Consider the following 24297-nt stretch of genomic DNA (forward strand, 5'->3'; position numbering starts at 1 on the left):
CTCGCCGCCAGCGCGGGGTCAGTCGTCGAGGCCGCGCGCGGCGAGCGCCTCGCCCAGCGCGTCGGCGTGCCGCAGTGCGCCCACCACCAGCGGGACGGCGAAGGCGCGCGCGCTGCGCTCGACCCCTCTGGCGCGCTGGGCGTCCCGCACCCGGGTGACCAGGTCCGCCATCACCGGCACGCTGCGCAGCGTGAGGGACAGCAGCAGCGACAGGCGGAACGGGTCCAGCCCGGCGAACCTGACGGGGGCGAGGCAGCGCTCCAGGCAGGCCATGAGCGCGCCGGTGCGCGTCGTGAGCGTGACCAGTCCGGCCAGGGCGACGGCGAGCACGACGCGCAGCGTGGAGGACGCCGCCGCGGGCAGGTCGGCGAAGACCAGCTGCACGCAGAACAGGGCCACGGCGAACCAGCGGACGGGCCGCACCTGCGCCCAGGCGGCCGCGGCGCCGACCCCGGACACGGCGTACAGCAGCACCACGGCGGCCGCGGCGCCCGCCAGCGCGGCGGGCGAGCGCAGCAGCAGGAGCGCGGTGCAGGACACGGCGAGCCCGGCGAGCTTGGCGCCGGCGGGCAGCCGGTGCAGGATCGATCCGCCCGGCACGTAGGCGCCGGTGAGCCCGGTCACGCCATCGTCTTCCGGTAGTGGCCGATCGCGGCGGCGGGATCGGCGTCGGCGACGACCCGCCCCTCGTCGATCACGAGCACACGGTCGAAGTCCTCCAGCAGCGCGAGGTCGTGGGTGACCACGACCACCTGCTGCGGCAGGTCCCGCAGCAGCGCCGCGACCTGCCGGGAGTGGCGCAGGTCGAGCAGCGTGGTCGGCTCGTCCATGACCAGGATCTCCGGTTCGAGCACCAGGACCGAGCAGAGGGCGAGCAGTTGCTTCTGGCCGCCGGACAGATGGTGGGCGGGATGGTCGGCGTGCTCCGCCAGGCCGTACCTCTCCAGGACCTCCCGCACCCGGCGCTCGACCTCCTCGCGCGCCAGCCCCTTGCGGCGCAGCGAGAAGGCCACGTCCTCGGCCACCGTGGGCATCACGATCTGCGCGTCCGGGTCGGTGAACAGGAACCCCACGCCGCGCCTGATGCGGGCCGCGTGGCGGCGGGTGTCGAGCCCGGACACGGTCACGGTGCCCGAGGACGGCAGGACCAGCCCGTTGATCAGGCGCGCGAGCGTGCTCTTGCCCGAGCCGTTGGCCCCGACCACGCCCACGCGGCGCTCGGTCAGCGAGGCCGTGACGCCGCGCAGCACCTCCCGCTGCCCGAGCCGCACATGGACGTCCTCCAGCCGGATCACTCACACCACCTCGAACAGGGCGGCGATCCCGAGACCGCCGCCGACCGCGACCGCCGCCAGGCCCAAAGTCCCCTTCGGCGCCCCCGCCAGCCGGCTGAACAGCCGGGTCACCACCACGGCGCCGCTCGCGCCCCAGGGGTGGCCGAGGGCCAGCGCGCCGCCGTCGGCGCACACGCGCTCGGAGTCCGCGCCGAGGGGATCGAGGCCGAGCGCGTCGGTGACCGCGAGCACCTGCGCCGCGAACGCCTCCACGATCTCCACCGCCGCCACCCTCTCCAGGTCCGCCCCGGCCCGCCGCAGCACCCGCCGTACGGCGGGCACCGGTCCCCACCCGGGCAGCGCGGGGTCGCAGCCCGCGACGGCGCCCGCCAGCAGGCGCAGACCGGGCAGACCGGCCGCCGCGCGCAGCCGTTCGGGCACGACCGCGACGGCCGCGGCCCCGTCGCTGATCGGGGAGGAGTTGCCGGCCGTCACCGTACCCCCCGGCACGAACGCGGCGGGCAGCCGGGCCAGCGAATTCGCCCGCAGCACGCGCGGGCGCTGGTCGTCCACCCGGCCGCCGATCGGGACGATCTCGCGCGCGAACCGGCCGGCCTCCCGGGCGGCCAGCGCCCGCGCGTGGCTCCGGCAGGCGTACGCGTCCTGGCGCTGCCTGGTCACGCCGCGCGCGCCGGCGAGCGCCTCGGCGGCCGGACCCATGTCCGGGTCGGGGTGTCCCTCGGGGGCGAACGGCGCCCGCCCGTACGGCACAGCCGGCTCACCCTCGTGCCGGTGCGCCCGCAGCGGCGCGGTCGAGGCGCTCTCCACGCCCCCGGCGACGACCAGGTCCGCGTCACCGCAGCGCACCGCCTGGGCGGCCAGCAGGATCGCCGCGAGACCGCTGCCGCACTGCCGGTCGACGGTGACGCCGGGCACCTCGTGGCCCATCCCGGCGGCGAGCGCGCAGACCCGGGCCAGGTTGCCCCCGGGTCCCGTGCAGTTGCCCAGCACCACGTCGTCGACCGGGACGCCGAGGTGCGCCACGTCGCGGGCGACCGCCTCGACGACGGGCGCGGCGAGCCGGTCGGCCGTCAGGGCCCGGAACGCGTGGCCGGCGGTGCCGATGGGAGTGCGGCGGGCCGCCACGACGACCGCCTGCTCGTCCATCTCAGCCGAGCCTTCGCAGGCCGGGGTCGCCGCCGGCGGCGAGGCGGGCGGCGACGAGGCCGCGGGCCGGCTTCCCGGTGGGGGTGCGGGGCAGGGACCGGGCCGCGTACCAGCGGCGGGGGCGCTGCGCCGGGTCGAGCTCGGCGCGCGCCGTCGCCTCCAGCGCCGCCCGCGACGCGTCCTCGCCCTCGACGACCGCGGTGACCACGGCGCCCAGGTGCGGGTGCGGCGTGCCGACCACGACCACGTCGTCCACTCCCGGCACCTTCCTCAGCACCTCCTCGACGTCCTCGGGCACCACGGTGGCGCCGCCGGTCTGGATCGCGCCGTCGCCCCGGCCGCGCAGCCGCAGGACCTCGCCCGTCCGGTACGGCTCCGCCAGGTCGCCGACCGTCATCCAGCCGTCGCCGTCCCGCCGGAGGGGGCCCGTCGCGCCGGCCAGGTAACCCTCGCAGAGCCACGGGGAGCGCACCCACACCTCGCCGAGGGCCTGCCCGGGCAGCGCCCTGACGTCGACCTCGACGCCGGGGAAGGGCCGCAGCCCGGAGCCGTCGGCGTCCACGGCGACGAACGACAGCTCGGTGGCGCCGTAATAGGACACCACACGCACTCCGGCCCTCGCCGCCCGGGTCCGGGCGGCGGAGTCCGTCGCCGCCCCGCCGACCACGGCGGTGCGCAGCGGGCCTCCGGCCGCGGCCAGGGCGTCCAGCACGGCGGGCAGCCGGTGCGGCACCACGTGAACCACGGTGGCCCGCCGCAACTGCCCGGCCAGCGCGCCCGGCGACCACCGGCCGGGCACCACGGCCGTCGCGCCCGCCGCCAGCGCGTGCACGGCGGCGAAGCCGTACAGAGAGGAGACCAGCGGACCGGGGATCAGCACGACGTCGCCGGGACCGATCCCGGTCAGCTCGTCCAGGTGGGCGAACGACCCCGTCCACGAGGCGCGGCCACGCACCACGGCGCGGGGCCTGCCGGTGCTGCCGGAGCTGAAGCAGGCCCAGGTGAGGTCGTCCGGCTCGGGACGGTGCCGTACGGGCGGGCCGTCCGCCTCCGGTAGCGGGGCGTCGAAACGGGCGGCCGCCGGCACCGCGGCCATGACCTGCGCCCGCCGTTCCTCGTTCCAGGCGTGGTCGCACAGCAGCGGCGTGACCCCCGCCAGATCGGCGGCGAGCACGGCGACGAGCAGGGCCGCCGGGTCGGCCTGGCCGGCCGCGATGAGCGCGTCGCGCCCGATCCCGTCGTCGGCGAGACGGCGTGCGGCACGGACGGCCCGGTCCGCGAGCTCGGCATAGGTCAGGTCCCCCTCGGGACCGGACACCGCGATTCGCTGAGGCCGGACGGCGGCGTGCCGCATGACCTGCGCGGCTACCGGCACGGGCGGGTCACCCCCCTGCCCTCAGCCGCTCGCGGTGCACCGCCGGGACCGCGTCAGGATAGGCCCGCTGGGTGCCCCGCGCCACGATCGACGCCAGCGCCGCCTTGGCCAGGTCGCCCGGCAGGAAGGCTGCGCTGAGCAGCGCGGTCTTGCCCAGGGACAGCCCGGTGACCAGGGCCTGCACGGGGATGCCGCACAGATAGACCACGCCGACGCCGCCGGCCAGGCAGGCGGCCACCAGCCGGACCGTGCCCGGCGCGCGTCCGCCGCGTTCGACGATCCACCCGGTCAGGGCCGCGCCGGGAAGCCAGCCGAGCAGGAAGCCGGCCGAGGGACCGGTGAAGACGCCGAGCCCGCCGCGTCCGCCGGCCAGCAGGGGCAGCCCCGCGGCGACCAGCACGAGCAGGACCGTCACGGCGAGGGCGGACCGCCACGTGCCCAGGATCGCCCCGGCGAGCATGACGCCGAGTGTCTGCAGCGTGATCGGCACCGCGTCGCCGAAGACGTTCAGCGCGCCCGGCAGGCCGAGCACGGCGATCAGCGCGGCGAAGACGCTGACTCTGGCGATGTCGGCCGCGGGGAAGCGCCGCTTCGGCGTGCTCTGTTCATCTGTCACGAATCGATCCCATACCAAGACCCTCCATCCGGCGAATGAGGAAACCCACAACTTTTCGCCGTGTCGTTCTCAGCGGCGACCATAGCCGTGGGCCGGACCCCGGCCGGGCGGCGGCTCAGGCGGTGAGGACCAGGACGGTGACCGTGGCGGCGAGGCCCGCCAGGGCGAGGCCCGCGCCGGTGGCGACGAACTTGGCCAGCGGCACCCGCACGTCTCCCCGCCGGCACCACTCGAACCACAGCAGCGTCGCGAGCGAGCCCCAGGGCGTGATCAGCGGGCCCAGGTCGGTGCCCGCGAGCAGCGACAGCAGCTGCGTGTGGTTGGCCGCGGGGATGACCTGCTCGCCCGCGACGTACGCGGGACCGGCGTCAGCAGGACGGCCGTCGTGTCCAGGTTCAGGAAGATCGTGACCAGCGAGGCGAAAGCCGTACAGAACAGGAAGAGAACGGCGTAGCTGCCCCGGCCGACGATCGCGATGCGGGTCGCGATGACGTCGAAGACCTGCGCCTCCTTGGTCAGCTCCGCCAGCACGATCACCGCGCCGAGGAACAGCAGCAGAGGGGCGATGCGTTCGATGCTGTCCCTGGCCGACGCGGCCGGCAGCAGGCCGGTGGCCACGAAGACCAGCCCCGCCGCGAGCAGCCCGATCCTGATCCAGTCGAGAACGCTCAGCCGCCGCAGCCGATCGGCGGGCCGGAGGACGATCGACCCCTTCCAGACCGTCGATGGCGGCGGTGATACCGGGCTTCTGACGCATAGCGGGCGGGGGGGGGGGGAGCGCGAACCGAGATCTTCGTCGGCTACTCCCCCGCCGACGAGCGGTGGGCGCCTTGGATAAGCATCAGTGAGTACGAGCAGGCGCCGGCGTTCCTCACCGGGCTGCGCGTGCCGCCGGGGATGGAACCCGGACGGCTGGTGGTCGTCCCCGGGCCGCTCGACGTTACAAAGGCGGCCTGCCGGGGCCTACTTCGCGACCTGCGCCCGTACCGCCCCCGGCTACGCGACGGGGGCGTTTCCCCGGACGACACGGATCCGGGCGAGCTCGCCGAGCACTGCCGGGGTGACCTGCTCGGCGAGCTGCCGATGACGGCGCAGAAGCTCCTCCGGCCGGCAGGCCAGTAGCTTGACGATGTCGCCCACCTCCGGCATCGGATGACGGTCCGGAGACGCCTCCCGGAACCCGAGACGGTGAAGGATCGCGTCCTGTCCCGCGGCCGTGCCGGCCAGCACCCAGATCAGGCTCCGCTCCAGCCCCTGCCCCAGGACGTTGCTGGCCACGACGAGGAGCTGCCCGATGCGCCGGCCGCGATGGCGCGGATGTACGACCCAGCGGGCGCCCTCCAGGACATCCGACCGGTGAAGACGCTCTGACCTCAGCAGGCGTACCGCGCCCGGCTCGTCCAGCGCCACCACCTTGCTCGGAGTGAGCAGTTCGGCGGGAGCGAGCCGTGCCGAGGCGATCAGCTCCCCCGTCGAACGCAGCCGTGCCAGCACATGATAGGCGTGCCCGTCGTGCTCGTCGGGGTCGTCGAACTCCCCGTCCTCCATACGGAAGTGCGGAAACCGGCCGTTCTCGTAGATCACCTCACCGCGGAAGGACCTTATCTCTCGCTGCCATGGCTCGGTGCCGAACGACGAGCCGCACAAGGAAGGTGGCTGGATTTCGAGACGCACCGTCTCCAGCAGGTCTGCGTCCGGTGTGTCGTATCGCATGATCGCAACTCTCCCGAAGGCCGTGAAAGCGAAATGGTGGAATCGTCCGTCAGAGGGTGCCGATCCACCGGGCGGGCACCCTGCGTCTGCGGCCTTTGACACTGGGGCTGAGCGGCCAGGCTCGGCTGGGACGAACCGCTTGACCGGCTAGGCCTGGCGGGGTTTCGTCGCCGCGGCCACGAATACGGGCATGGCCATCAGAAACTGCCCGCGCGTGTCAGCCGATGCGAGGGAGTCGAACCAGGCGGCCCGATCACCCTCCGCAACCAGGTCGGCCTGCCGCCGGTCGAGGATGGGAATGACGGACGCGACGTCCTCCAAGCTCGTGGACACGGCGTGAACCGCACGCACCTCGGCACCGACGAGGCCTGCCTGTACGAGCCGGCGGCGCAGCGTGCGGGCAACGGTCGGCTGCCGAACCTTCAACTGGAAGGCGTCCAGGACCCGCGCCGTCAGGGCAGGGTCGCCCAGGTCGACGACCAGCGCACCCCAGTCGACGTCGAGGAGACAGACCTGTCCTCCGGGGGCCGCCGCGCGCGCCAGCGAGCCGACGGCCGCCTCGGGATCGTGGACGTGCTGCAGAACCCGCTCGCACCAAACCACGTCGAATTCGTCGCTGTAGCCGAGGGAGGTCACGTCCGCGATCTCGTACTTCACCACCGCGTCCCCCGGCGAGGCCAGGTGTCTGTCCCCGGCCGCGGCGACCATCGCGGGATTGAGGTCGACGGCCGTGACCGACCCGTCCGGCCCCGCCATCGCGGCGAAGGCCCTCGACATCTCACCGAGTCCGCACCCCACGTCCAGCACCCTGCTGCCGGGCGTCACGGACAGCAGGTCCACAGCCGTGGCGCGCGCCGCCCGTATCACCGGGTGCTGGGCGACCTGCGCGAGATACGTCTCCGCCGCCGCCTGCTGCGCCGATGTCGAGCTCCCCTGAAACACCTTGCCGCTCACGGCTACTTCTCCCCGCCGTTTCCGCGGCCTTCAGAACTGAGCCGGAAATTCACAGATCCTCCCGCGTGAAGCCGTCCTGGTGCCCACCGCCGCTGGACACTTCCGCCGTCGATGTCAGCGTGAATCCGCCGGACTGCGGAATCAGTGACTCGCCTTAGCGTGTCCGCTTCCTCTTGAATGCGGCTTGTGGCAGCTTGCGGGGGCCTGCGAATGTGGTCACCTGTCGGCTTCGCCGCGGGCACAAGCCGGTTCAGGTCCTCCTCACGTGATCGAAGTCGCCCCGGTTTGTGTGGACAGGCCGGGATCAACACGCGTTCCACCGGCGAGGCGATCGCTGAAACCACGGGACGGCCGCACCATCACCCGCTCCGCGGTCCGATACTCCGCCCGAGCATGGCCTGGTTCGCCGGACGGTGGCCCCGGCGTCGCCGGGGCCACCACAGACCGAGCCGCCGTAGGCGCTTGCGTCACCGCCGGCGGCCGTGTATGTCAGACCAATCGGTAGGTCAGGACAAGGCCCATGCCCGAGGGAATGGCGGCGCAGTACACGTCGGTGGTCTGGCGGTTGATGTTGTAACAGGAGTCGACCCAGTCGTCGTCGTCCTTGGTCCATCCGCTCGGCAGGGCGGAGACGATCTTGTCGGCGACCTGGACGTACTGGCCGTTTCCGGTCACGACGAGCACGCCCTCCACGATGGCGCGAACCAGCCCGGACAGGTCGGAGTTGTCATCGTGCTCCATGAACACCACGTCCACGGAGGTCCAGCTGAAGTTGGACCACTCGATCAGGGACTGCCCAGGGGAGTAGGTCGTGCCCTCCTTCTGGATGTAAGGCATCTCCACCTGGTCGACGCGTGCCTTCCCGTCGAGCCCCGCACCCACGACCCAGGCGTAGATCTCCGGCCCGCCCTTGTACCACGGCTCGTGGTCGTCCCGGTTCACGATCCGGAAGATCTGGGACACGGGGCGCGCCGCCAGGCCGTTGGTCTGCCGGGGCTCGTCGGCGGCCGACCGGTCGGTTCCGCCGATGCCCGCCTCGGTCAGGTGCTGCCGGATGGTCCGCTGCGCCAGCTCGGCGGACCTGTGCTCGTCGAGGCCGACGATCAGCACCGGGCGCTCGGGCGTCGTGAAGGCGTCGAGTTCCCTGCTGCGGCCGTTCGAATCGAAGGCGACGACGGTGCGGACGGTCTTGTCGTCGCCCGAGGGGGTGGCCATCACCAGGGTTCCGCCGGCCGAGATGCGCTTGACCTGCCGCGGGTCGATCCGGATCTGCAGCAGCGACTCCTCGGCCTGGATGCCCTTGAGCCTGAGGATCTCGCTGTCGGCGTCGCGGGCGTACGCTGCCAGGTCCCGCGTGCCCGGCACCGAGCCGAGCAGCGCCGCGAGGTCGGCCTCCCCGTCGTCCGCCAGCTCGCGGACGAGCGCGTCGCGGAACTGCCGCTCGCCCAGCCTGCGGGCCACTCCCTCGGCGAGGTGACGCTTGTAGCCGTCCATGGCGGCAGCCCGCGCGTCGGCGAAGGAGGCGTCCGTCACCTCCTTGGAGGAGGTCGGTGCGGCCATCGCGGCGGGTGAGCTGGAAGGGCTGCCGACGAGCGCGGCTGCCAGGGCGAGTGCGGCACAAGCCGCGATTTTCTTCATGTGGACCTTCCTCACACGCTGGGGGCACGATTCGTCCGGACAGACCGCCGGACGGGGTCACGAGCCGGCTGGTGTCCGTCACCGACAGCCTCACCCGGAGGCGGGAGACGGTCATGGGTAGGCGATACTCATCCGGATTGCGGTCGTGCCGCCGCGCAAGGCCCCCTGTTCCCCTTGGTCGCATCGTTTCGGCCGGTGACAGCTCGAAGAGGTTCTCTGGCCAGGCGGTGAGGCGCTGCGGTCCGCACCGGCGTGCTGCCGTCCGGGAGGAGCAGGGATCCGATGAGCTTCGATCCGCTCCCGCTCACGGTGACAGCGAAAGCGCGTCGGCGAGCTGCCGTCGGCTGCGGACGCCCAGCTTGTGATAGGCCCTGTCCAGAAGGTTCGTGACGGTACGGACTGAGACACCGAGGTTCGCGGCGATGGCGGAGTTGCTGAGTCCCGCCGCCGCAAGCTCGCACGTCTCTCTTTCCCGGCTGGTCAGGGCCTGGACGTTCCCGGATGAGGACGACCGCCGCGGGGAGACGGGCGGCGGCCAGGGAGGAAGGTGGCCGTCGCAGCGGTCGGCGAGATCGTCCAGGTATCGCCTCGCTGCATGCCCGCCCCCTGGCAGCGCCCTGACGGCCTCGAGAGCCAGCCCCGTGTAGCCGAGTCCGGCGAACCGTTCGGCGAGCCCGCGCAGCGCGGGGCCGTCCCGCGTCGCCAGCGCCTCACCGTGCTCGGCGAAGAGCTGAAAAAGCGGGCTGTCGCAGGCGTCCGCGGCCTCGCGCAGGCGGGCAGCCGCTCTGCGCGAGGGGCGGAGCCGGACGTGGTAATAGGCGCACTCGACCCCGGTGGTGAGCCGCGACTCGCACAGGTAGCGGTCAGCGAGCCGGTTGGCCAGTTCGGCGGCGTGGGCCGGCCTGCCGGAGTAGGCGAGCAGCCGGGCCCGGCTGAACTCCAGCCTCTCGTGCAGGCTGAGGCCGTCGGGGATGAGGGCGCGGACCTGGCCGAGCTCCTCCAACGCCTCCTGCGCGCGGCCGAGGGCGGCGAGGCATACAGCGTATTCGCAGGCGAGGAAGATCCGCAACGGAAACGGCGTGTGCTCGTCGACCAGCGTCCGCGCCTCGCGGAGAGGGGCGAGCGCTCGGCGCGGCCGCCCCTCCCACATCCGGCAATGACCTCGTATGTGCCCCGCGATCGCGACTTCGCAGGGCTCGGCACGACCAACGGCCTCCTCGTAGTAGGTCTCGACGAGGGGGGCCGCTTCGCGGAGCCTGCCCGCGAGTACGAGCGCGTTGACGTGACAAGCCGCAGCCGACCCCCGCATGGCCGGCCATCGGGCGGGCAGTCGCAGCGACCCGCGGTCGAAGTCCTCGGCCGCCTGGGCCGGTCTGCCCCGGAAGGTGAGCCGGTAGGCCCGCAGGACCGTGGCGGCATCGGCGACCAGCGGGTTCACCGGGCCCTGGTCCATGACCGGGGCCGTCCCGGCGATCGGCACGCTTTCCGGAGGCTGAGCGGCACCGGCGGGCGGAGCCGGTCGGGTGAACAGCCCCAGCCCGAGATCGGCCACCCGGAGGTCGGCGGACCGGGCCGCCTCGGATGGTCGTGCGCGCGCCATCTCCTCCTGCGCCTGGGTAGGGCGGTCGAGTCCCCAGAAGAGGTTCAGCGATCGCAGCGCGACCGTCTCCGCGAGGTCCCCACCGTGCTCGGCCAGCAGCCGTTCGCCCTCCGCCGCCCGGCCCTGTGCGATCAGGGCCTGGCCCCTGAGGGCCGCCCCGGGTGCGTCGTGCACGTGCCGGGCGAGATTCTCCGCGAGCGCGGAGTCGCCCGAGGCCAGCGCAAGCCTGCTCGCGACGACCACCTGTGACGCGGGCACGTCGAGGCCGGCCTCCAGCCGCCACAGCACGGTTGCCGGGTCGTCGCGGGCGGGAACGCCGGTCTCGGCGGCCGCGGCCACCAGCTCCCGGTACCTCTGCCTGCGGCGCAGCAGGCCCAGCCGGGCCAGCAGTGCCTCACGCTGAAGCTCATGGGACATGACGACCGCGTCGGCTCCCGCATGAGAGGAGGTGATGGCGACGACAGCCCGGTCCGCCAGCTCGCCGATCGTGGACGATCCGGCCAGACGTTCGGCCGTCACCCGGGGGAGGAGGCCCGTGAGGGCGACGTACTCCAGTGCCTCCGACTCCACCGGGGAGAACGTGGCGAGGTCGGCGGCGACCAGACCGTGCAGGAGGGGGTGCCTTCCGGGAGCCCCCCGCCAGGACCAGACCCCGCGCTCCGGCGAAAGGTCTCCGGTGTCGAGGCCGATGCCGACGGCACGCCGAAGCAGCAGCGGGTTGCCCCGGCTGATCCGCCACAACACGTCGGCGGTGAGCCCGTCGACCGGCCCTCTCAGGACGCGGGTGAGCAGGCGAAGGACCACCGTGCGGGACAGGTTGGCCAGGCGCAGCACCATCAGCGGACCCTGGCCGCACACGTCGGCGAACGGCCGGTCCAGTCGCGCTCCGGCGCGCGCGGTCAGGAGCAGCGTGACGCGGGTGGTCCTGACGAGGTCGCCCACCACCGCCGCCGAGGCCGCGTCGATGTGGTCGACGTCGTCGATGCAGAGGACGACCCGCCCCAGCGTGGGGCACCCGTCGGAGGCGTGCCTGCGTGCCTCGTCGAGAACGCGTGAAAGGCCGGAGAGTCCGTGGAAGGCAGCCGCGGGGGGTCGGCCGACCACGCGAAGGCCGGCGATCCCCAACCCCGAGATATACCTGGTGGCCTCGGTCGCGGCTCCCCTGACGACCGGAATGCCCGTCCTCGCGTGCCTGTCGAGGACGTGGTCCACGAGGCGGGTCTTCCCCACGCCCGGCTCGCCGGTGATGAGCACCCCCGGTCCCGAGGGCGGCTGTAGTGCCGAAAGGATCCGCTGCGTCTCCTCCTCCCTGCCGATTACAGGCCATTTCAAGCCGTCCGTCGAATGCCCTACGGCAGTGTTGCTCATGACCTCTCCGAATCCGCGGGTGCCCTCCCGTTGTCCCCGGGGTTCCTCCCGTTTCCTTCCGACCAGATTTCCGCCCCTCTCTCTCCCCGCACCGGTCTACGGCCGGACATTGTCTACTTTGTGGTCTTTGAGCGTTAATTAATCACTTTCATCCCATACTTGTAGTTCGTAGGCATCGATTTCGGCTGGACATCCGACGGGTGGAGGAGGCTTGGTGCAGCCGTACAACGACACGCCTGACAACCCCGGCTACGGCCGGACTCTCCGGGCCGACTGGCCCTTCGTCGGGCGGACGACCGAGATCCGGGCCGCCGTGGCCCAGCTCAGGCGGCGGGGTGAGCCCGGCGTGCTGCTCGTCGGAGAGGCCGGGGTCGGCAAGTCGCGCCTGCTGAACTCGATCGTGTCGCGCTGCCGTGACGAGGACATGCACGTCGTCGTCACAGCGGGGGCCGAGGCGTCGCGTGGGCTGCCGTTCTCGACCATGGCGGCCCTGCTGCCGGAACAGGCCGGCCCTCATACGGCGAACGTCTTCGGCGCCGCCGCGGACGCGTTGCGCGAAGCCGCGGGCGGGCGCGTCTGTGTTGTGGCCGTCGACGACCTGGATCACCTTGATGACGTGTCCGTCGCCCTGGTCGAGCATCTGGCCGCCACCGCCGGGGCCCGCGTCCTGGCCGCGGTCAGGGCCGGCTCCACGGACGCGCCTGCTGCCAGAGCGCTGCTGCGCCGTCCGTTCGTGCAGGTGTCGACGGTGGAGACGCTGGATCGCACGACGGTCGGCGCCCTGCTCGACGCGGCGCTCGGCGGGCCGGTCGACGGACTGACCGTCGACCGGCTGTGGCGCGCGACACGGGGCAACCCCTTCTTCCTCCGGCATCTCGTGGACGAGTGCCAGGCCTCCGGCACGCTGCGCCAGGTCAGTGAGGTATGGCGGTGGGAGGGGCAGATGACCGCCCGGCGCGGGCTGCGCACCCTCGTCGCAGATCTTCTCGGCGCCCTCACGGGTGAGGAGGCGCGCGCGCTTTCGTACGTCGCGCATGCCGAGCCGGTGCCGCTCGACGTGATCGAGGCACTCGTCGGCACATCCGTACTGGTGCGGCTCGAACAGCGCTCGCTCATCACGGTCGAGCGGATCCGCACGGACCTTCTCGTGCGGATGGGACACCCCTTGTACGGAGAGGCGGTCCGGGCCCGGACGGCCGAGGAGCAGCGTCGAACCGTCTACCGCGCGCTCGCCCACACGGTGATGCGGGCTTCTCCGGCACTGTACGGAGTCCGGCTGCGAGCCGTGACGTGGCAACTGTCCGCGGGCGACCCGGTGCCCGGCGACCAGGTGGTGCACGCCGCCTCCGAAGCGCTGGCCCACTGCGATGCTCCCCTCGCCGAGCAGTTGGCGCGCCGCGTCCACACCCACGCCGCCGTCGAGGTGCTGGCGCGGGCTCTGGTGGCCCAGAACAAGGCGGGCGAGGCGGAGGACCTGTTGAGCGCGCGCATGGCCGCCGGGGCGGGTTCCCCGCCGGAGCTTGCCCAGGTCGCGGCGCTGCGCGCACTCAACCTGTTCTGGAACCTGCGCAAGCGTGCCGAGGCGGAGGAGGTGGTGCGGGCGGCTCGCGCCATGGGCCCCCTGACCGGCGAGGCAGCCGCCGAACTGGCCGTAGCAGAACTGGCGCTGGCGGTCTTCGGCGACGGGGCGGCCGATCTCACCTCGGCCGATCCGGCCCACCTGTCCGCCGGGATACGAGACGGAGTGATCTCGAGCGTCGGCGAGCCGCTCCGCGCCTACCTGACCATCTACCTCGGCCGGCCGTCTCTGGTTGCCGATGGGTACGCCTCGGGACGGTTGGGCGCACCCCGAATATGGAGCGCCATGGGAGCCGCCACGGCCGCCTGCCACGTGCAGGCCCTCGCCCTTGCCGGCCGCCTGGACGAGGCCTTCGCCAAAGCCCGCTCCGGCTACCGTGCGGCGATCGAGCAGGAGGACTGCGCAGGAACCTCCCTGCTGTCCTTCGAACTGGGCATCTGCGAGGTGTGGGCAGGACGGCCGAGCCGGGCGCTGCCCTACTTCCGTGAGGCCCGGGCGCTCCTCGACCACGAGATGCCCTTTCCGATCCAGGTCTACGTCTTCGCCGAGCACGCGGCCTGCCTCGCCGCGGTGGGCCGGTTCGACGAGAGCTACCGGGTGCTGGAGGACATCGCCCGCCGGCTTCCCGCCCGGTCGCACCTGCACAGTCACCTGACTCTGGCAAGGATCCGCATCGACGCGGCGGCCGGCGTGGAGCGGGCGGAGACCGCCGAGGCAGGCGCCTCGCTGGGCGAGCGTTACCGCTCGGAGGGGTGGCTCACCAAGGCGGTCGAGGCCTTCTACCATTCGGTACGGCTGCGCCCGTCCCCCCTCGTCGCGAAAGCTCTGCACGAGGTCGCCGGCAGCTGCGACAGCGAACTGTTCCTGCTGTTCGACCGGCACGCCCAGGCGGCGGTCCGGCGTGACGTCGAGGGCTTGGCCGCGGCGGCGGAAGCCCTGGCGGAGCGGGGCTACAACAGCCTGGCAGGCGAGGCCGTGTCGACCGCGGCCGAGATCGCCGACGGGCGGCGCGAGCACCGGCTGGCGGCCCGGTTGCGGATTCGCGGCCGGGATCTCGCCCGGTTGTGCGAAGGCTACTGGCCGCCATGGACGACGCGACCCGAGCCACAGGCGGTTCTCAGCCGGCGCGAGCGTGAGACGTGCGAGCTCGCGGCCGGCGGCATGACCAACGACGCCATCGCCGCGCGCCTGGGTCTGTCCAAGCGGACCGTCGCCAACCACCTCCAGCGCGCCTACGGCAAGCTCGGCATCCGCGGCCGGCAGGGCCTGCCCCAGGCCCTGGGCCTGCCCCGGCCGGTATCGCCGGTCGGACCCGCCTGGGCCACGGGACAGTCCACCACGTGACGGTACCGGCAGGGGCGATCCGGATCCGGATCAGTCGCACACGGCAGAGCCTCCGCTGTCGAGGATGTGAGGCGTCCGGCCCATAGGGGGCAGGCGGGTGCTGGGCGAGGTGCCCGAGGGCGTCGAAGACCCGGTCAGGTCACGCCGAGCGCGGCGGCCTCGGTGATGCTGGCCCAGCCGTTGCCCGCGGAGCTGTTCCACCAGGCGATGCGGACGAACCGGGCCTGGCGCGGTGAGAAGCGATAGGGCTCCGCGTTCAGGGTCGAACCCGAACTGCGTCCCTCCGCCGCCTTGGTGTAGGTGACGCCGTCGGGCGAGGTGTAGACGGTGTAGTCGTTCCACCGCGTGTCGCCCAGGTGCCAGGCGACGTTCACCCCGCACACCGGCCGCGAGGCACCCAGGTCGAGCGTGAGATTCACGCCGTACCCCTGGCCGGACCAGCGGGTGGACAGATCGCCGTCGATCGCCTGCGCCGGCGGGTTGACCGCCTCCCAGGTGCTCGCGGTCACACCGGCGGGAGTCAGCTTCACCGGGCAGGGGTCCACCTGGCCGCCGGCCGCGATCTCCCGGACGCTGAGCTTGGTCAGATCGACCCGGGTGGCGTCGTCCCAGCGGAACGCCGCCTTTGGGCCGCCCCAGGTCACCTTCTCGTCCCGGGCGCCACCGCAGGGATTGGCCGTGTCGATGGACCAGCCGCCCGTGTCGTCGCGAGCCGCGACGAGGGTCCAGGTGCCGTTGTTCGCCCGGTCGAGGTACGCCTCCAGCCGCACACCACCGGAGATGTTGTACATGACCATCTTGAAACCGACCATCTTGCCCTTGATCGAGGCGCCGCCACCCGTGTAGGAGCCCTGCGCGTAGCCGGCGCCCCCGTCGTGGTAGATCTCCTTCTCGAACTTGACCGCGCCGTCGGAGTAGCGCAGGTCGCCCTTGTAGGCGGTGCCCCAGCACGCCTCCGGCGTCTGGCCCTCGCCCGTGTGCCGGCCGCCGCGTGCGTACCAGGTGAAGGCGTCTCCGTCGTCGGTGCCGCTGACGTAGCGGACATATCCGGTGATCTCCACGTCCCGCCAGTCAGCGGCGTCGTGCATGAAGCCCTGAGAGCGCAGGTCGGGCTGCCGCCAGGTGAGGCCGTCCTCCTGCTTGCCCTGGTCGTAGGTCGTCGTGGAGACCCCGATCCGGGTCTTGACGTCCCGGACGGTGAAGGTGCCGTCCGGGTTGGACGTCATGGGCGTCCCGTCGAGGCGGGGATCGCCGGGAGGGTCGGCCGACAGGTGCCAGACCTGTCCACCCGGCTTCGTGGGATAGATCATGCCGACGCCGTCGACCGGGTCGATCCCCGCCGGGGACGCCGTGGCAGAGGCCGTGGCCGGCGTACGAGGTGAGGTGAATCCGGTTGCCGACATGGCGCCGGCGATGGCCAGCGCGATCATCAGGAGGGACGTACGGGATCGTCGCATCGGAACCGCCTGTAGGCATTAGAAGACCGATGAAGGAGGACCGCTCCCCCAGCGCCCCGTACGGCAGGAGACGGAGTGCGGCAGGGAGCGGTGGAACGAGGGGGACCGGGGTCAGGAGCCGAGAACGGCCGCTTCGGTGATGCTGGCCCAGTCGTTCTGAGGGTTCTGCCAGAAAGAGATCTTGACGTACCGGGCGTCACGGGGGCCGTTCGTGAACAGCGCCTGCTCGAGCCCGGACGTCGTGCCCGAACTGCGCCCCTCCCACGCCTTGGTGTAGGCCACACCGTCCGTCGAGGTGTAGACGGTGTAGTCGTTCCACCGCTGGTTACCCAGGTGCCAGGCGACTCGTGTCCCGCAGGCGCGGCGTACCGACCCGAGGTCCAGGATCAACGAGGCGCCGTAGCCCTGTCCGGACCAGCGGGTGGACAGGTTGCCGTCGATCGCCTGCGCCGGTGGGTTGATCGGCTCGAAGGTGGTCGCGGAGGCGGCCGCCACCGGGACGGTGGCCGTGCAGGTCGATCCGCCGCCGGGTTTCACGTCGTCGTAGGTGGCCCGCTGGTCACCCAGCCGCAGTGAGTCGTAGAACATGACCCGCTCGTTCGTGGAGGACGGCTTGTCGGGGTTGTTCCAGTCCCACTTGTAGATGCCGAACTTGAAGTACGGCGAGCGCGGCCCGCCCGTGTGCGTGGCGCCGGTACGCTGCAGGACCCGCTGTCCGTTGCGCCACACTTCGAACATCCCCTGGCTGTCGGTACGCCACTTCACGTGGAAGACCCAGTCGGTCCACGTGCCCGTGGCGTAGGGCCCGAGGTCGATGATGTCCCCCCGGAAGTCGACCTTCCAGCGTCCCTCGTCCGTCAGCAGCGCCAGCGGCGGGGAACCGCCCCCGCAGTCGTCACACTGGTGCCACTGGCTCACGATCTCCGCCGACACGTCGTAGTCCCAGCTCGTGGGCAGGTTGACGCTGAAGCCGTACCACCGCTCGGCGTTCAGGGGTTGGTCGTCCCGCTGGCTGATCTCCGCGCGCTTGCTGCCGGACTGGATCGGGTCCTCGCGATTGAGCTGGAACCGTGCCGCGTAGGAGCCGTCCCGCACCGGACTGGTCACGACGGCGGCGCCGTGGCTCGCCACCCACTGTTTGAGGAAGCCGGGAGGCGCCGTCGCCGGCATGGTGCGGTCGGCGGCGACCTCCCAGTCCAGGGTCCTGAAGACCCCCGCCGGATCGGCGTGTGCGGGCAGCGGCGAAACCCCCAGCACCGCCACCAGTGCCGCGCTCACGGCAGCGGCCCTCTTCCAGATCACTGTCATCAACTCTCCATCGGCGGAAGCGACCCTCGCCACCCGGGCCAGGGCCGGTGTTGGTCTCCGTGTGCCGACAGCGTCTCGGAGCGCGGGTTGGCGGTCATGAGTAAGCGATGCTCATTCGGGAGTCCGATCGCCCACAGGGACCGCTTCAGGAATGATGTGCAGACTCGTCGCGCGTGCTCCGCGGGGCGGCCCGGAGCAACGGGGAGTCAGCGATCCATGCCGTGGGTTCGGGCGCCAGGTCGTTCACGATGGCGGGCACGGTGGGAGCCATGAGCGTCTCTCCGACGGCGAACAGGTCCATCGCTACCGCTAACCCGGCCACCCCGGCCGCTCCTCCTCCCGCGGCCGTCGCCCACAGCACCGTTACCCACGCGACGGCCATGAGCGCAGCGGACAGTGCGAACCCCCGGGTACGGCACCGGGGCCGGGTCAGGTCGATCGCCTTCAGTCCTGACGGCCGGCTCGTGGCCACCGGCTGCGACGACCGCAAGGTCCGGCTGTGGGACGTGTCGACCGGCCGGTCGGCGGCGACCCTGAACGGGCACCGCGACCGGGTTTACGCGGTGGCCTTCTCCCCGACGGGCGGCCTGCTCGCAAGCGCGAGCAACGACGGCACCGCCCGCCTTCGGCATGTGCCGGTTCGAGCCCGGCGAGCTGGACGAGTACCTGCCCGAGGTCAGGCGGCTGGCCCTGGACGAGCCGTTCTAGGAAGGGTCTGGAGCCCGGAGACGACCATGTGCGCCAGCAGGGCGTGGCTCTCGTCGAGGTCCTCGGCGAGTTGGAAGGCGCCCGCCGCCTCCAGGACCGCGAAGCCGTGCATGGCGGCGCGCAGGCAGCGGACCGCGTGGATCGCGGCCGAGCCTTCCAGCCCGTACGCCCGCAGCGCGGCGAGGATGATGCCGATGAGCCGGTCCCCCGCCTCGGCCGTCTCCGGCCGGGGCGCCTGGATCAGGGCGGAGTAACGGTTCGGGTGCCGGGTGGCGTAGGAGCGCCAGCCGTCCATCAGGGCGCGCAGCGCTTCGTCGCCGGACCGGCCGAGCACCGCCTCGCTCGCGACCTCCGTCAGCTCGCCCAGCACCCGCCCGGTGACGAGGACCCGCAGCTCGGCGAGGTTGCGTACGTGCTTGTAGAGCGAGGGGGTGGCGACCCCCGCGCGCCCGGCGACCGCGGACAGGGTGAGCGCGTCGGGACCCTCCTCGTCCACGATCCGCAGCGCGAGGTCGACGACGGCGTCCGGGGACAGCGGCGCCCTAGCCACGGGCCCGCTCCCCGAGGAAGGCGAGCATCGCGGCGGCGACCTCGTCGGGGTACTGCGCGTGCGGGTAGTGTCCGGCGCCCTCGATCATCACCACCCTCCCGAGCCCGGCCGGCATGCCGGCGACGACCCCGTCCGCCTCGGCGCGGGGGTCAGCCCAGTCAGGGTCGTGGGTGCCCATGACCACCAGGGCCGGGCACCGGATGCCGTCGAGGTGCGCGCCGGCGTCCGCGGGGGCGGACGCGCCCATGGCGCTGACCACGGCCATGCGGCCGGGCCTGCGCAGGTCCTTGTCCAGTGCGGCCAGGTAGTCCGTCCAGTCGGCCGGCTTGACCCCCGGGTAGGCGTGGTCGAGGTAGCTCTTCCAGAACCCGATGCTGCGCAGGAGCGCCACGCCCATGAGCCGCGTCATGCCCGTGCGGTAGCGGCCGTTGCGCAGCAGGGCGCCCAGGTCGGGCTTCTGCGGCCGGGTGAACGGGGCGATCTCCACCAGGGCGGTGACCAGTTCGGGCCGCCGCGCCGCCGCGATCGTGGCCGCCCCACCGGCGAACGAGTGCCCCACGACGACGGCGGGCTCGCCCAGGTGCTCGATCAGGGCGATGACGTCGTCCGCGGTGTCGCTGCGCGTGTAGGAGTCCCAGCCGAGGCTCGACTCGCCGTGCCCACGCAGGTCGGTGGTCGCCACGCGGTACCCGGCGGAGGCCAGGGCCGGGACGAGGAAACGGAAGGCCCGCCGGCTGTTGCCCATGCCGGGAACCAGCACGACCAGCGGGCCCGCCCCGGTCACGTCGTACGCGATCTCGCCGTCGCCGATCTTCAAGAACTCCGTCATGCCGCCCTCCAGGCTCAAGTGCATAGCTCGTAGGCTAATGGCATTAGCCGACGGCCGTCAAGATTGAGGCGGCGTCGATCCGGCCGATCGGCTTTACGTTGTAGATTCGCGAAGTGCTTCCGGGGCGTCAGCCCTCCGGGGAGACCCGGGCGCTCAGGTCCTGCCAGACCTTGTCGACCTGGGCGTCGAGCTCCTCCAGGGAACCCTCGTTGCCGATGACGATGTCGGCGATCCTCAGCCGGTCCTCGCGGGAGGCCTGAGCGGCGATCCGGGCGCGGGCGTCCGCCTCCGGCATGGCGCGGAAACGCCGCAGACGGTCCAGCCGGACCTCGTCCGGCGTGTCCACCACGACGACCACGTCGTACAGGGGGGCGAGGTTGTTCTCCGCGAGCAGCGGCACGTCGTAGACGACGACGGCGTCGTCCGGGGCCTCCCGCTGGAGCTGCTGGGTGCGCTCGCCCACCTTCGGGTGGACGATCCCGTTGAGGACCTTCAGCTTCTCCGCGTCGGCGAAGACGATGGCGCCGAGCCGTTCCCGGTCGAGCGTGCCGTCGGGGCGGAGCACGTCCTCGCCGAACGCCTCGACGATCTCCGCGAGCCCGGGGGTGCCCGGCTCCACGACCTCCCTGGCGATCTTGTCCGCGTCGATGACGACAGCGCCGCGGGCCGCGAGCCGGCGCGACACCTCGCTCTTGCCCGAACCTATGCCGCCCGTGAGCCCAACCTTCAGCACGTCCCGCAGCCTATCGGGCGGTTCGCGGCATGCCCGACCCGGTTCGTCACGAACGGGAGCCGCCAACGGAGGCGGCACGCTGTCGCCGGTCCGCGGGCCGCTCCCCCGGCGTGCGCTTCACGGCCGGCCAGGCGACCGCGAGCGTGTACGCGCACAACACGGCGAAGCCGGCCCAGCCGGGGAGCGGGAAATAGCCGGCGGACGGCGCGTAGTGGGCGACCACCTGCGGATACTCCACCGCCGTCTGCTGGACGGCCAAGCCCGCGGCCGGGGTGAGCCGCAGCAGCCATCGCGACACGTCGTCGGGCAGGAACGGGAACGCGGTCACCACGTAGGGCACTGCGACGAGCGACACCGCGAGGGTGATCGCCGCCCAGCCGCGCCGCAGCCAGGCACCCAGCCCATACGCCAGGACGGCGCAGAGGGCGAGCACCGCCGCGGTCCCGGCGACGACCCGGACGCCGGTCAGCGCGGAGACCGGCTGCACGGCGACGCCGTTGCGGCTCAGGATCGCGACGCCGGCCGGCAGGACCACGCCGACGGCGGCGAGCCCGGCCGCGATGGTCGCGGCGCCGAGCACCGCGGCTCGGGCGGTCAGGACCCGGCGGGACACCGCCGTGTCCGGCCGGGCGCCGAACCGGGCGGCCACGACGATGACGACGATCAGCATGATCACCAGACCGGGCAGCGTCCTCTCGGCGGGGACGGCGCCCTCGCTCCCGCTCGGGCCGATGTCGCCGGTCCCGCTCACGGTGACGACGCCGTCCCTCTCGACCGCACCGGAGGCGTTGTGGTACTTCTCCCAGTCGGTCTGGTTCATCTCGCCGACGGCCTCGCCGCGCCACTCGCCGGCGGACCCGCCCACCACCGTGACGTGGTCGAACACCCCGGTGGCCTGCGTGAAACGGCTCTCCTCTACCGCCCCGCCGAGCCCGACCTTCCGTAGGGTGAGGTCGCCGGGGGACGTGGCGAACAGCCCGACCTGCGCCGTCGCCGGGAGACCGGCCAGTCTCACCGTCCCGACGGTGTGCCAGCGCCGGCCGTCGGCCGACTCGGAACCGGTGACGGTGTCGCCGGACCGCGTCAGGCGCAACCAGCGCGGGAACCGCGGTGCGAGGCCGGTCTCACCCGCGGCGATGTCGTGCCGGTAGTCGTACTGCATCCGCACACCGTGCGCGCCGGTCATCATGAGCGCCGCGTAGGAGGAGCCCTGCCGGACGCCGTCCTTGATGATGATCCCGGCCTTCGCCCACGGCACCAGGCCGGGGACGATCCGGTCGTGGCCGGGCGGCGGATAGGTGATCGTGCCGGTCATCGAGGTCATCCGCACGGTGATGGCGCCCTCCCGGCCGAGGTCGCGGTGCAGGAACCAGAACCGGTCGCCGACGATCGAGTCGTCCGCGGCGACCGGATCGGCCGGGCAGGGCCCCTGGCAGGACGCCCGGTTCCCGGCGGCGGTCAGCAGGCCGGCGGCGATCACGGCGAGGGCCGCCGCCGCCAGGGCGATCAGCCGGGCGGGGCGGCGGAAGGCCGCCCACTCCCGGTGGAGGAGTTCTCTGGTGAGCATGCCGCCGTTCTACGGATGTGGACCTGTCCCGGCCCGAACCACGCCTGTCACCCCGTTGTTAGGTCCGGCCCGGCATGCTGGAGGCGTGATCAGGTTGCGCAACGGGACCGTGGGACTCCGGTTCACGATCCTGTACGCCGGGGTGTTTCTCGTCTCCGGAATCGGACTGCTGTCGCTCACCTTCCTGCTGGCCGGCGGGGTAAGGCGTAGCGTCCCCGTCACCCCGCACCCCTCGGCCGCGGGCGACCTGGACCAGCGCGTTCGTCATCTCCAGGAGCAACTGGCCGAGGTGAACGCGCAGCACTCCCGGCAGTTGCTGGTCGGCTCCCTGCTCGCGCTGACCGTGATGGCGGTCGTCTCCGTGCTGGCCGGCCGGGTGCTCGCCCGCCGGGTGCTGCGCCCGCTGCGGGTGATCACCGCGGCGACCCGGCGCATCACCGCCGACGACCTGCACCGGCGTCTGGACGTCAACGGCCCGGCGGACGAGGTGAAGGACCTGGCCGACACCATCGACGGCCTGCTGGGACGGCTGGAGGCGTCGTTCGCCGCCCAGCGCCGGTTCGTCGCCAACGCCTCGCACGAGTTGCGGACCCCATTGGCGACCATGCGCGCGTCCCTGGACGTCGCCGTGGCCAAGCCCGGCACGGCGCGGCAGACGCTCGTCCTGGGCGACCGGCTCCGTACGCAGCTGGACCGGGTGGATCGGCTGCTCGACGGCTTCCTCGTGCTGGCGAGGGCTCAGCACGGCGCGCTGACCGGTGCCGCCGACGTCGATCTGGGTCGGCTGGCCGCGCGGGCGACGACCGATCGCACCACCGGGATCACGGCGAAACGGCTCACCGTGACCGAGGATCTGCGGGCAGGCATGGTCACCCGGGGCGACACCGCGCTGCTCGCTCGCATGGTGGAGAACGTGGTCGACAACGCCGTGACGCACAACGAGGACGACGGCTGGATCCGGCTAGAGACCTCCCGGGAGGACGCCGAGGTCCGGCTCGTCGTGGAGACCGGGGGACGCGTCCTCGACCAGCGGGATACGGACCGGCTCGCACAGCCCTTCGAGCGGCTCGGCGCGGATCGCACCGGGTCCGAGAACGGCTCCGGCCTCGGGCTGTCCATCGTCGCGGCGATCGCGGCCGCTCACGGCGGGCGGCTCGAACTGCTCGCCCTGCCGCGGGGAGGCCTGCGTGTCTCGATCTCGCTGCCGTCCGTCCAGGTCCCTGCCGAGGTGCCGGCGTGAGGATCCTGGTCGTCGAAGACGCACGGCCGCTCGCCGAGGTCGTCGCCGAGGGCCTGCGCGATCAGGGCATGGCCGTCGACGTCAGTCACGACGGGCTGTCCGCCGCCGCCAAGCTCGACCTCACGGCGTACGACGTGGTGGTCCTGGACCGCGATCTGCCCGGCCTGCACGGCGACACGCTGTGCCAGATGATCACCGAGCGGCCGGACCGCCCGATGGTGCTGATGCTGACGGCCGCCGCGACACCCGGTGACCGCGTCACCGGCCTGACCCTCGGAGCGGACGACTACCTCACCAAGCCGTTCCACTTCCCGGAGCTGATCCTGCGTGTCCAGGCGCTGGCCCGTCGTAAGCCGCACGCGCGCCCGCGGACCCTGCGCGCGGCCGGGATCGAGCTGGACCCGATACGCCGGACCGTCGTGCGCGACGGCCGGCAGCTCGACCTGTCCGTGAAGGAGTTCGCCCTGCTGGGGGCGCTGATGCGGGCGAGTCCCGGCTTCCTGAGCGCGGAGGCGCTGCTGGAGCAGGTCTGGGACGAGAACGCGGACCCGTTCACCAATACGGTGACGGTGACGATGGGGCGGTTGCGCCGCAAGCTCGGCGAACCACCGGTCATCACGACGAAACCCGGCGTGGGATATCGGCTCGCCTGAGCCTGTCCGGGCCGGCGTCTAACGGTGGAGCGTCCCGCCTGGGGCACCGTGGCGCCCGCTGTGAGCTGCCCGGCCGCAGGACGACTCAGGACGTACTCGTCTCGGGCCTGCGGCGCAGGTGGACCAGCGTCAGGTGGTCCTGCACCCGCTCCCGCTGGGTCTCCCGGTAGCCGAGACGGCGGTAGAGCCGGAGGTTCCCCTCCGACAGGTGCCCGGTGAACAGGTCGAACGCCGCCGCCTCCGGTACGGCCTCGTGCATCGCGGCCAGCAGCGCGGTGCCGATCCCCTGCCCCTGCCGGTCCGGCGCGACCACGAGGCGGCCCACCAGGCAGGTCGAGCCGGATATCTTGCCCCGGACCGCGCCGACCACCCGGCCGCCGTCCGTCGCCTTGAGCACGACCGCCGTCCCGATCACCGTACGCACCTGGTCGAGCGACTCCACCAGCGGCCCGATGAACGGATCGCCGTAGAGCTGCGCCTCGGTCACGTACGCGGCCCGCTGCAGGGTAAGGATCTCCCCGGCGTCCTCGGGCAGGGCCCGCGTGATCTCCACCACGGGGGCCACCCTATCGGCACACCCGCCTCCGTCAGGCGCGAGCCTTCCGGACCTCACGCGCGCGGCCC

21 protein-coding genes and 1 pseudogene are annotated in these 24297 nt (G+C 72.5%); 4 read left to right on the forward strand and 18 right to left on the reverse strand.

The window, feature by feature from the left end:
- Positions 1-18: 18 nt before the first annotated feature.
- From HHX30_RS00545 to HHX30_RS00590, 11 genes are all read right to left on the reverse strand, one after another.
- On the reverse strand, positions 19-624 hold the full coding sequence (locus HHX30_RS00545) for an energy-coupling factor transporter transmembrane protein EcfT (protein ID WP_169978257.1): 606 nt from the start codon (positions 622-624) through the stop codon (positions 19-21).
- Entirely contained in the window at positions 621-1295 is a 675-nt protein-coding gene (locus tag HHX30_RS00550) for an energy-coupling factor ABC transporter ATP-binding protein (protein WP_169978259.1), read from the reverse strand. The genes HHX30_RS00545 and HHX30_RS00550 overlap by 4 nt, the downstream gene beginning before the upstream one ends.
- Positions 1296-2441 (reverse strand): thiolase family protein, encoded by a 1146-nt coding sequence (locus tag HHX30_RS00555; RefSeq protein ID WP_169978261.1) that lies wholly within the window; start codon positions 2439-2441, stop codon positions 1296-1298. It lies immediately after the preceding gene.
- A gap of 1 nt (position 2442) precedes the next feature.
- A complete protein-coding gene (locus HHX30_RS00560; RefSeq protein WP_169978263.1) occupies positions 2443-3816 on the reverse strand; it encodes an AMP-binding protein in 1374 nt (457 codons plus the stop codon).
- Positions 3817-3823: 7 nt separating this feature from the next.
- On the reverse strand, positions 3824-4432 hold the full coding sequence (locus HHX30_RS00565) for a biotin transporter BioY (RefSeq protein WP_169978265.1): 609 nt from the start codon (positions 4430-4432) through the stop codon (positions 3824-3826).
- 115 nt (positions 4433-4547) lie between these two features.
- On the reverse strand, positions 4548-4766 hold the full coding sequence (locus HHX30_RS41140; protein ID WP_311922084.1) for an ArsB/NhaD family transporter: 219 nt from the start codon (positions 4764-4766) through the stop codon (positions 4548-4550).
- Entirely contained in the window at positions 4703-5050 is a 348-nt protein-coding gene (locus HHX30_RS41145) for an SLC13 family permease (RefSeq protein WP_311921898.1), read from the reverse strand. The genes HHX30_RS41140 and HHX30_RS41145 overlap by 64 nt, the downstream gene beginning before the upstream one ends.
- A 378-nt stretch (positions 5051-5428) precedes the next feature.
- Positions 5429-6145, reverse strand: a complete 717-nt coding sequence (locus tag HHX30_RS00575; protein ID WP_169978267.1) for a GNAT family N-acyltransferase — start codon at positions 6143-6145, stop codon at positions 5429-5431.
- Positions 6146-6292: 147 nt separating this feature from the next.
- Positions 6293-7099, reverse strand: coding sequence for a methyltransferase domain-containing protein (locus tag HHX30_RS00580; protein WP_169978269.1), 807 nt, complete (start codon positions 7097-7099; stop codon positions 6293-6295).
- 489 nt (positions 7100-7588) lie between these two features.
- The gene (locus HHX30_RS00585) at positions 7589-8737 is read right to left on the reverse strand and encodes a DUF3103 family protein (protein WP_169978271.1); all 1149 of its coding nucleotides are present in this window, start codon (positions 8735-8737) and stop codon (positions 7589-7591) included.
- Positions 8738-9041: 304 nt separating this feature from the next.
- The gene (locus HHX30_RS00590; protein WP_169978273.1) at positions 9042-11669 is read right to left on the reverse strand and encodes a LuxR family transcriptional regulator; all 2628 of its coding nucleotides are present in this window, start codon (positions 11667-11669) and stop codon (positions 9042-9044) included.
- Between the two features lie 250 nt (positions 11670-11919).
- Here HHX30_RS00590 and HHX30_RS00595 point away from each other — a divergent pair, with 250 nt between their 5' ends.
- Positions 11920-14628: a helix-turn-helix transcriptional regulator gene (locus HHX30_RS00595; protein WP_169978275.1), complete on the forward strand. Its 2709-nt coding sequence runs from the start codon at positions 11920-11922 to the stop codon at positions 14626-14628.
- 134 nt (positions 14629-14762) lie between these two features.
- Here the strand turns inward: HHX30_RS00595 and HHX30_RS00600 are convergent, their stop codons facing one another.
- Both HHX30_RS00600 and HHX30_RS00605 read right to left on the reverse strand, forming a co-directional pair.
- Positions 14763-16085, reverse strand: a complete 1323-nt coding sequence (locus tag HHX30_RS00600; RefSeq protein ID WP_169978277.1) for a discoidin domain-containing protein — start codon at positions 16083-16085, stop codon at positions 14763-14765.
- A 111-nt stretch (positions 16086-16196) separates the two neighbouring features.
- Positions 16197-17393 carry a heparin lyase I family protein gene (locus HHX30_RS00605; protein WP_169978279.1) on the reverse strand — a complete coding sequence of 399 codons (1197 nt, stop codon included), beginning with the start codon at positions 17391-17393 and terminating at the stop codon, positions 16197-16199.
- 380 nt (positions 17394-17773) lie between these two features.
- Here HHX30_RS00605 and HHX30_RS41150 point away from each other — a divergent pair.
- Positions 17774-18007 (forward strand): annotated as a pseudogene (locus HHX30_RS41150) (WD40 repeat domain-containing protein); the annotation flags it as partial.
- 62 nt (positions 18008-18069) lie between these two features.
- Here HHX30_RS41150 and HHX30_RS42435 read toward each other — a convergent pair.
- From HHX30_RS42435 to HHX30_RS00630, 4 genes are all read right to left on the reverse strand, one after another.
- Positions 18070-18651 carry a TetR/AcrR family transcriptional regulator gene (locus HHX30_RS42435; protein WP_169978281.1) on the reverse strand — a complete coding sequence of 194 codons (582 nt, stop codon included), beginning with the start codon at positions 18649-18651 and terminating at the stop codon, positions 18070-18072.
- Complete coding sequence (locus HHX30_RS00620; RefSeq protein ID WP_249349514.1) at positions 18644-19504, reverse strand: alpha/beta fold hydrolase; 861 nt, start codon at positions 19502-19504, stop codon at positions 18644-18646. The genes HHX30_RS42435 and HHX30_RS00620 overlap by 8 nt, the downstream gene beginning before the upstream one ends.
- A 103-nt stretch (positions 19505-19607) precedes the next feature.
- Entirely contained in the window at positions 19608-20213 is a 606-nt protein-coding gene (coaE, locus tag HHX30_RS00625) for a dephospho-CoA kinase (protein ID WP_169978283.1), read from the reverse strand.
- Positions 20214-20259: 46 nt separating this feature from the next.
- Positions 20260-21780: a hypothetical protein gene (locus tag HHX30_RS00630; protein ID WP_169978285.1), complete on the reverse strand. Its 1521-nt coding sequence runs from the start codon at positions 21778-21780 to the stop codon at positions 20260-20262.
- A gap of 85 nt (positions 21781-21865) precedes the next feature.
- Here HHX30_RS00630 and HHX30_RS00635 point away from each other — a divergent pair, with 85 nt between their 5' ends.
- Complete coding sequence (locus HHX30_RS00635; RefSeq protein WP_311921905.1) at positions 21866-23020, forward strand: ATP-binding protein; 1155 nt, start codon at positions 21866-21868, stop codon at positions 23018-23020.
- The gene (locus HHX30_RS00640; RefSeq protein WP_169978287.1) at positions 23017-23673 is read left to right on the forward strand and encodes a response regulator transcription factor; all 657 of its coding nucleotides are present in this window, start codon (positions 23017-23019) and stop codon (positions 23671-23673) included. Before HHX30_RS00635 ends, HHX30_RS00640 begins: the two co-directional genes overlap by 4 nt.
- An 85-nt stretch (positions 23674-23758) precedes the next feature.
- Here the strand turns inward: HHX30_RS00640 and HHX30_RS00645 are convergent, their stop codons facing one another.
- The gene (locus tag HHX30_RS00645) at positions 23759-24229 is read right to left on the reverse strand and encodes a GNAT family N-acetyltransferase (RefSeq protein WP_310741751.1); all 471 of its coding nucleotides are present in this window, start codon (positions 24227-24229) and stop codon (positions 23759-23761) included.
- Positions 24230-24297 lie beyond the last annotated feature (68 nt).

The organism is Microbispora sp. H10836, from assembly GCF_012999525.1.
GTDB lineage: Bacteria > Actinomycetota > Actinomycetes > Streptosporangiales > Streptosporangiaceae > Microbispora.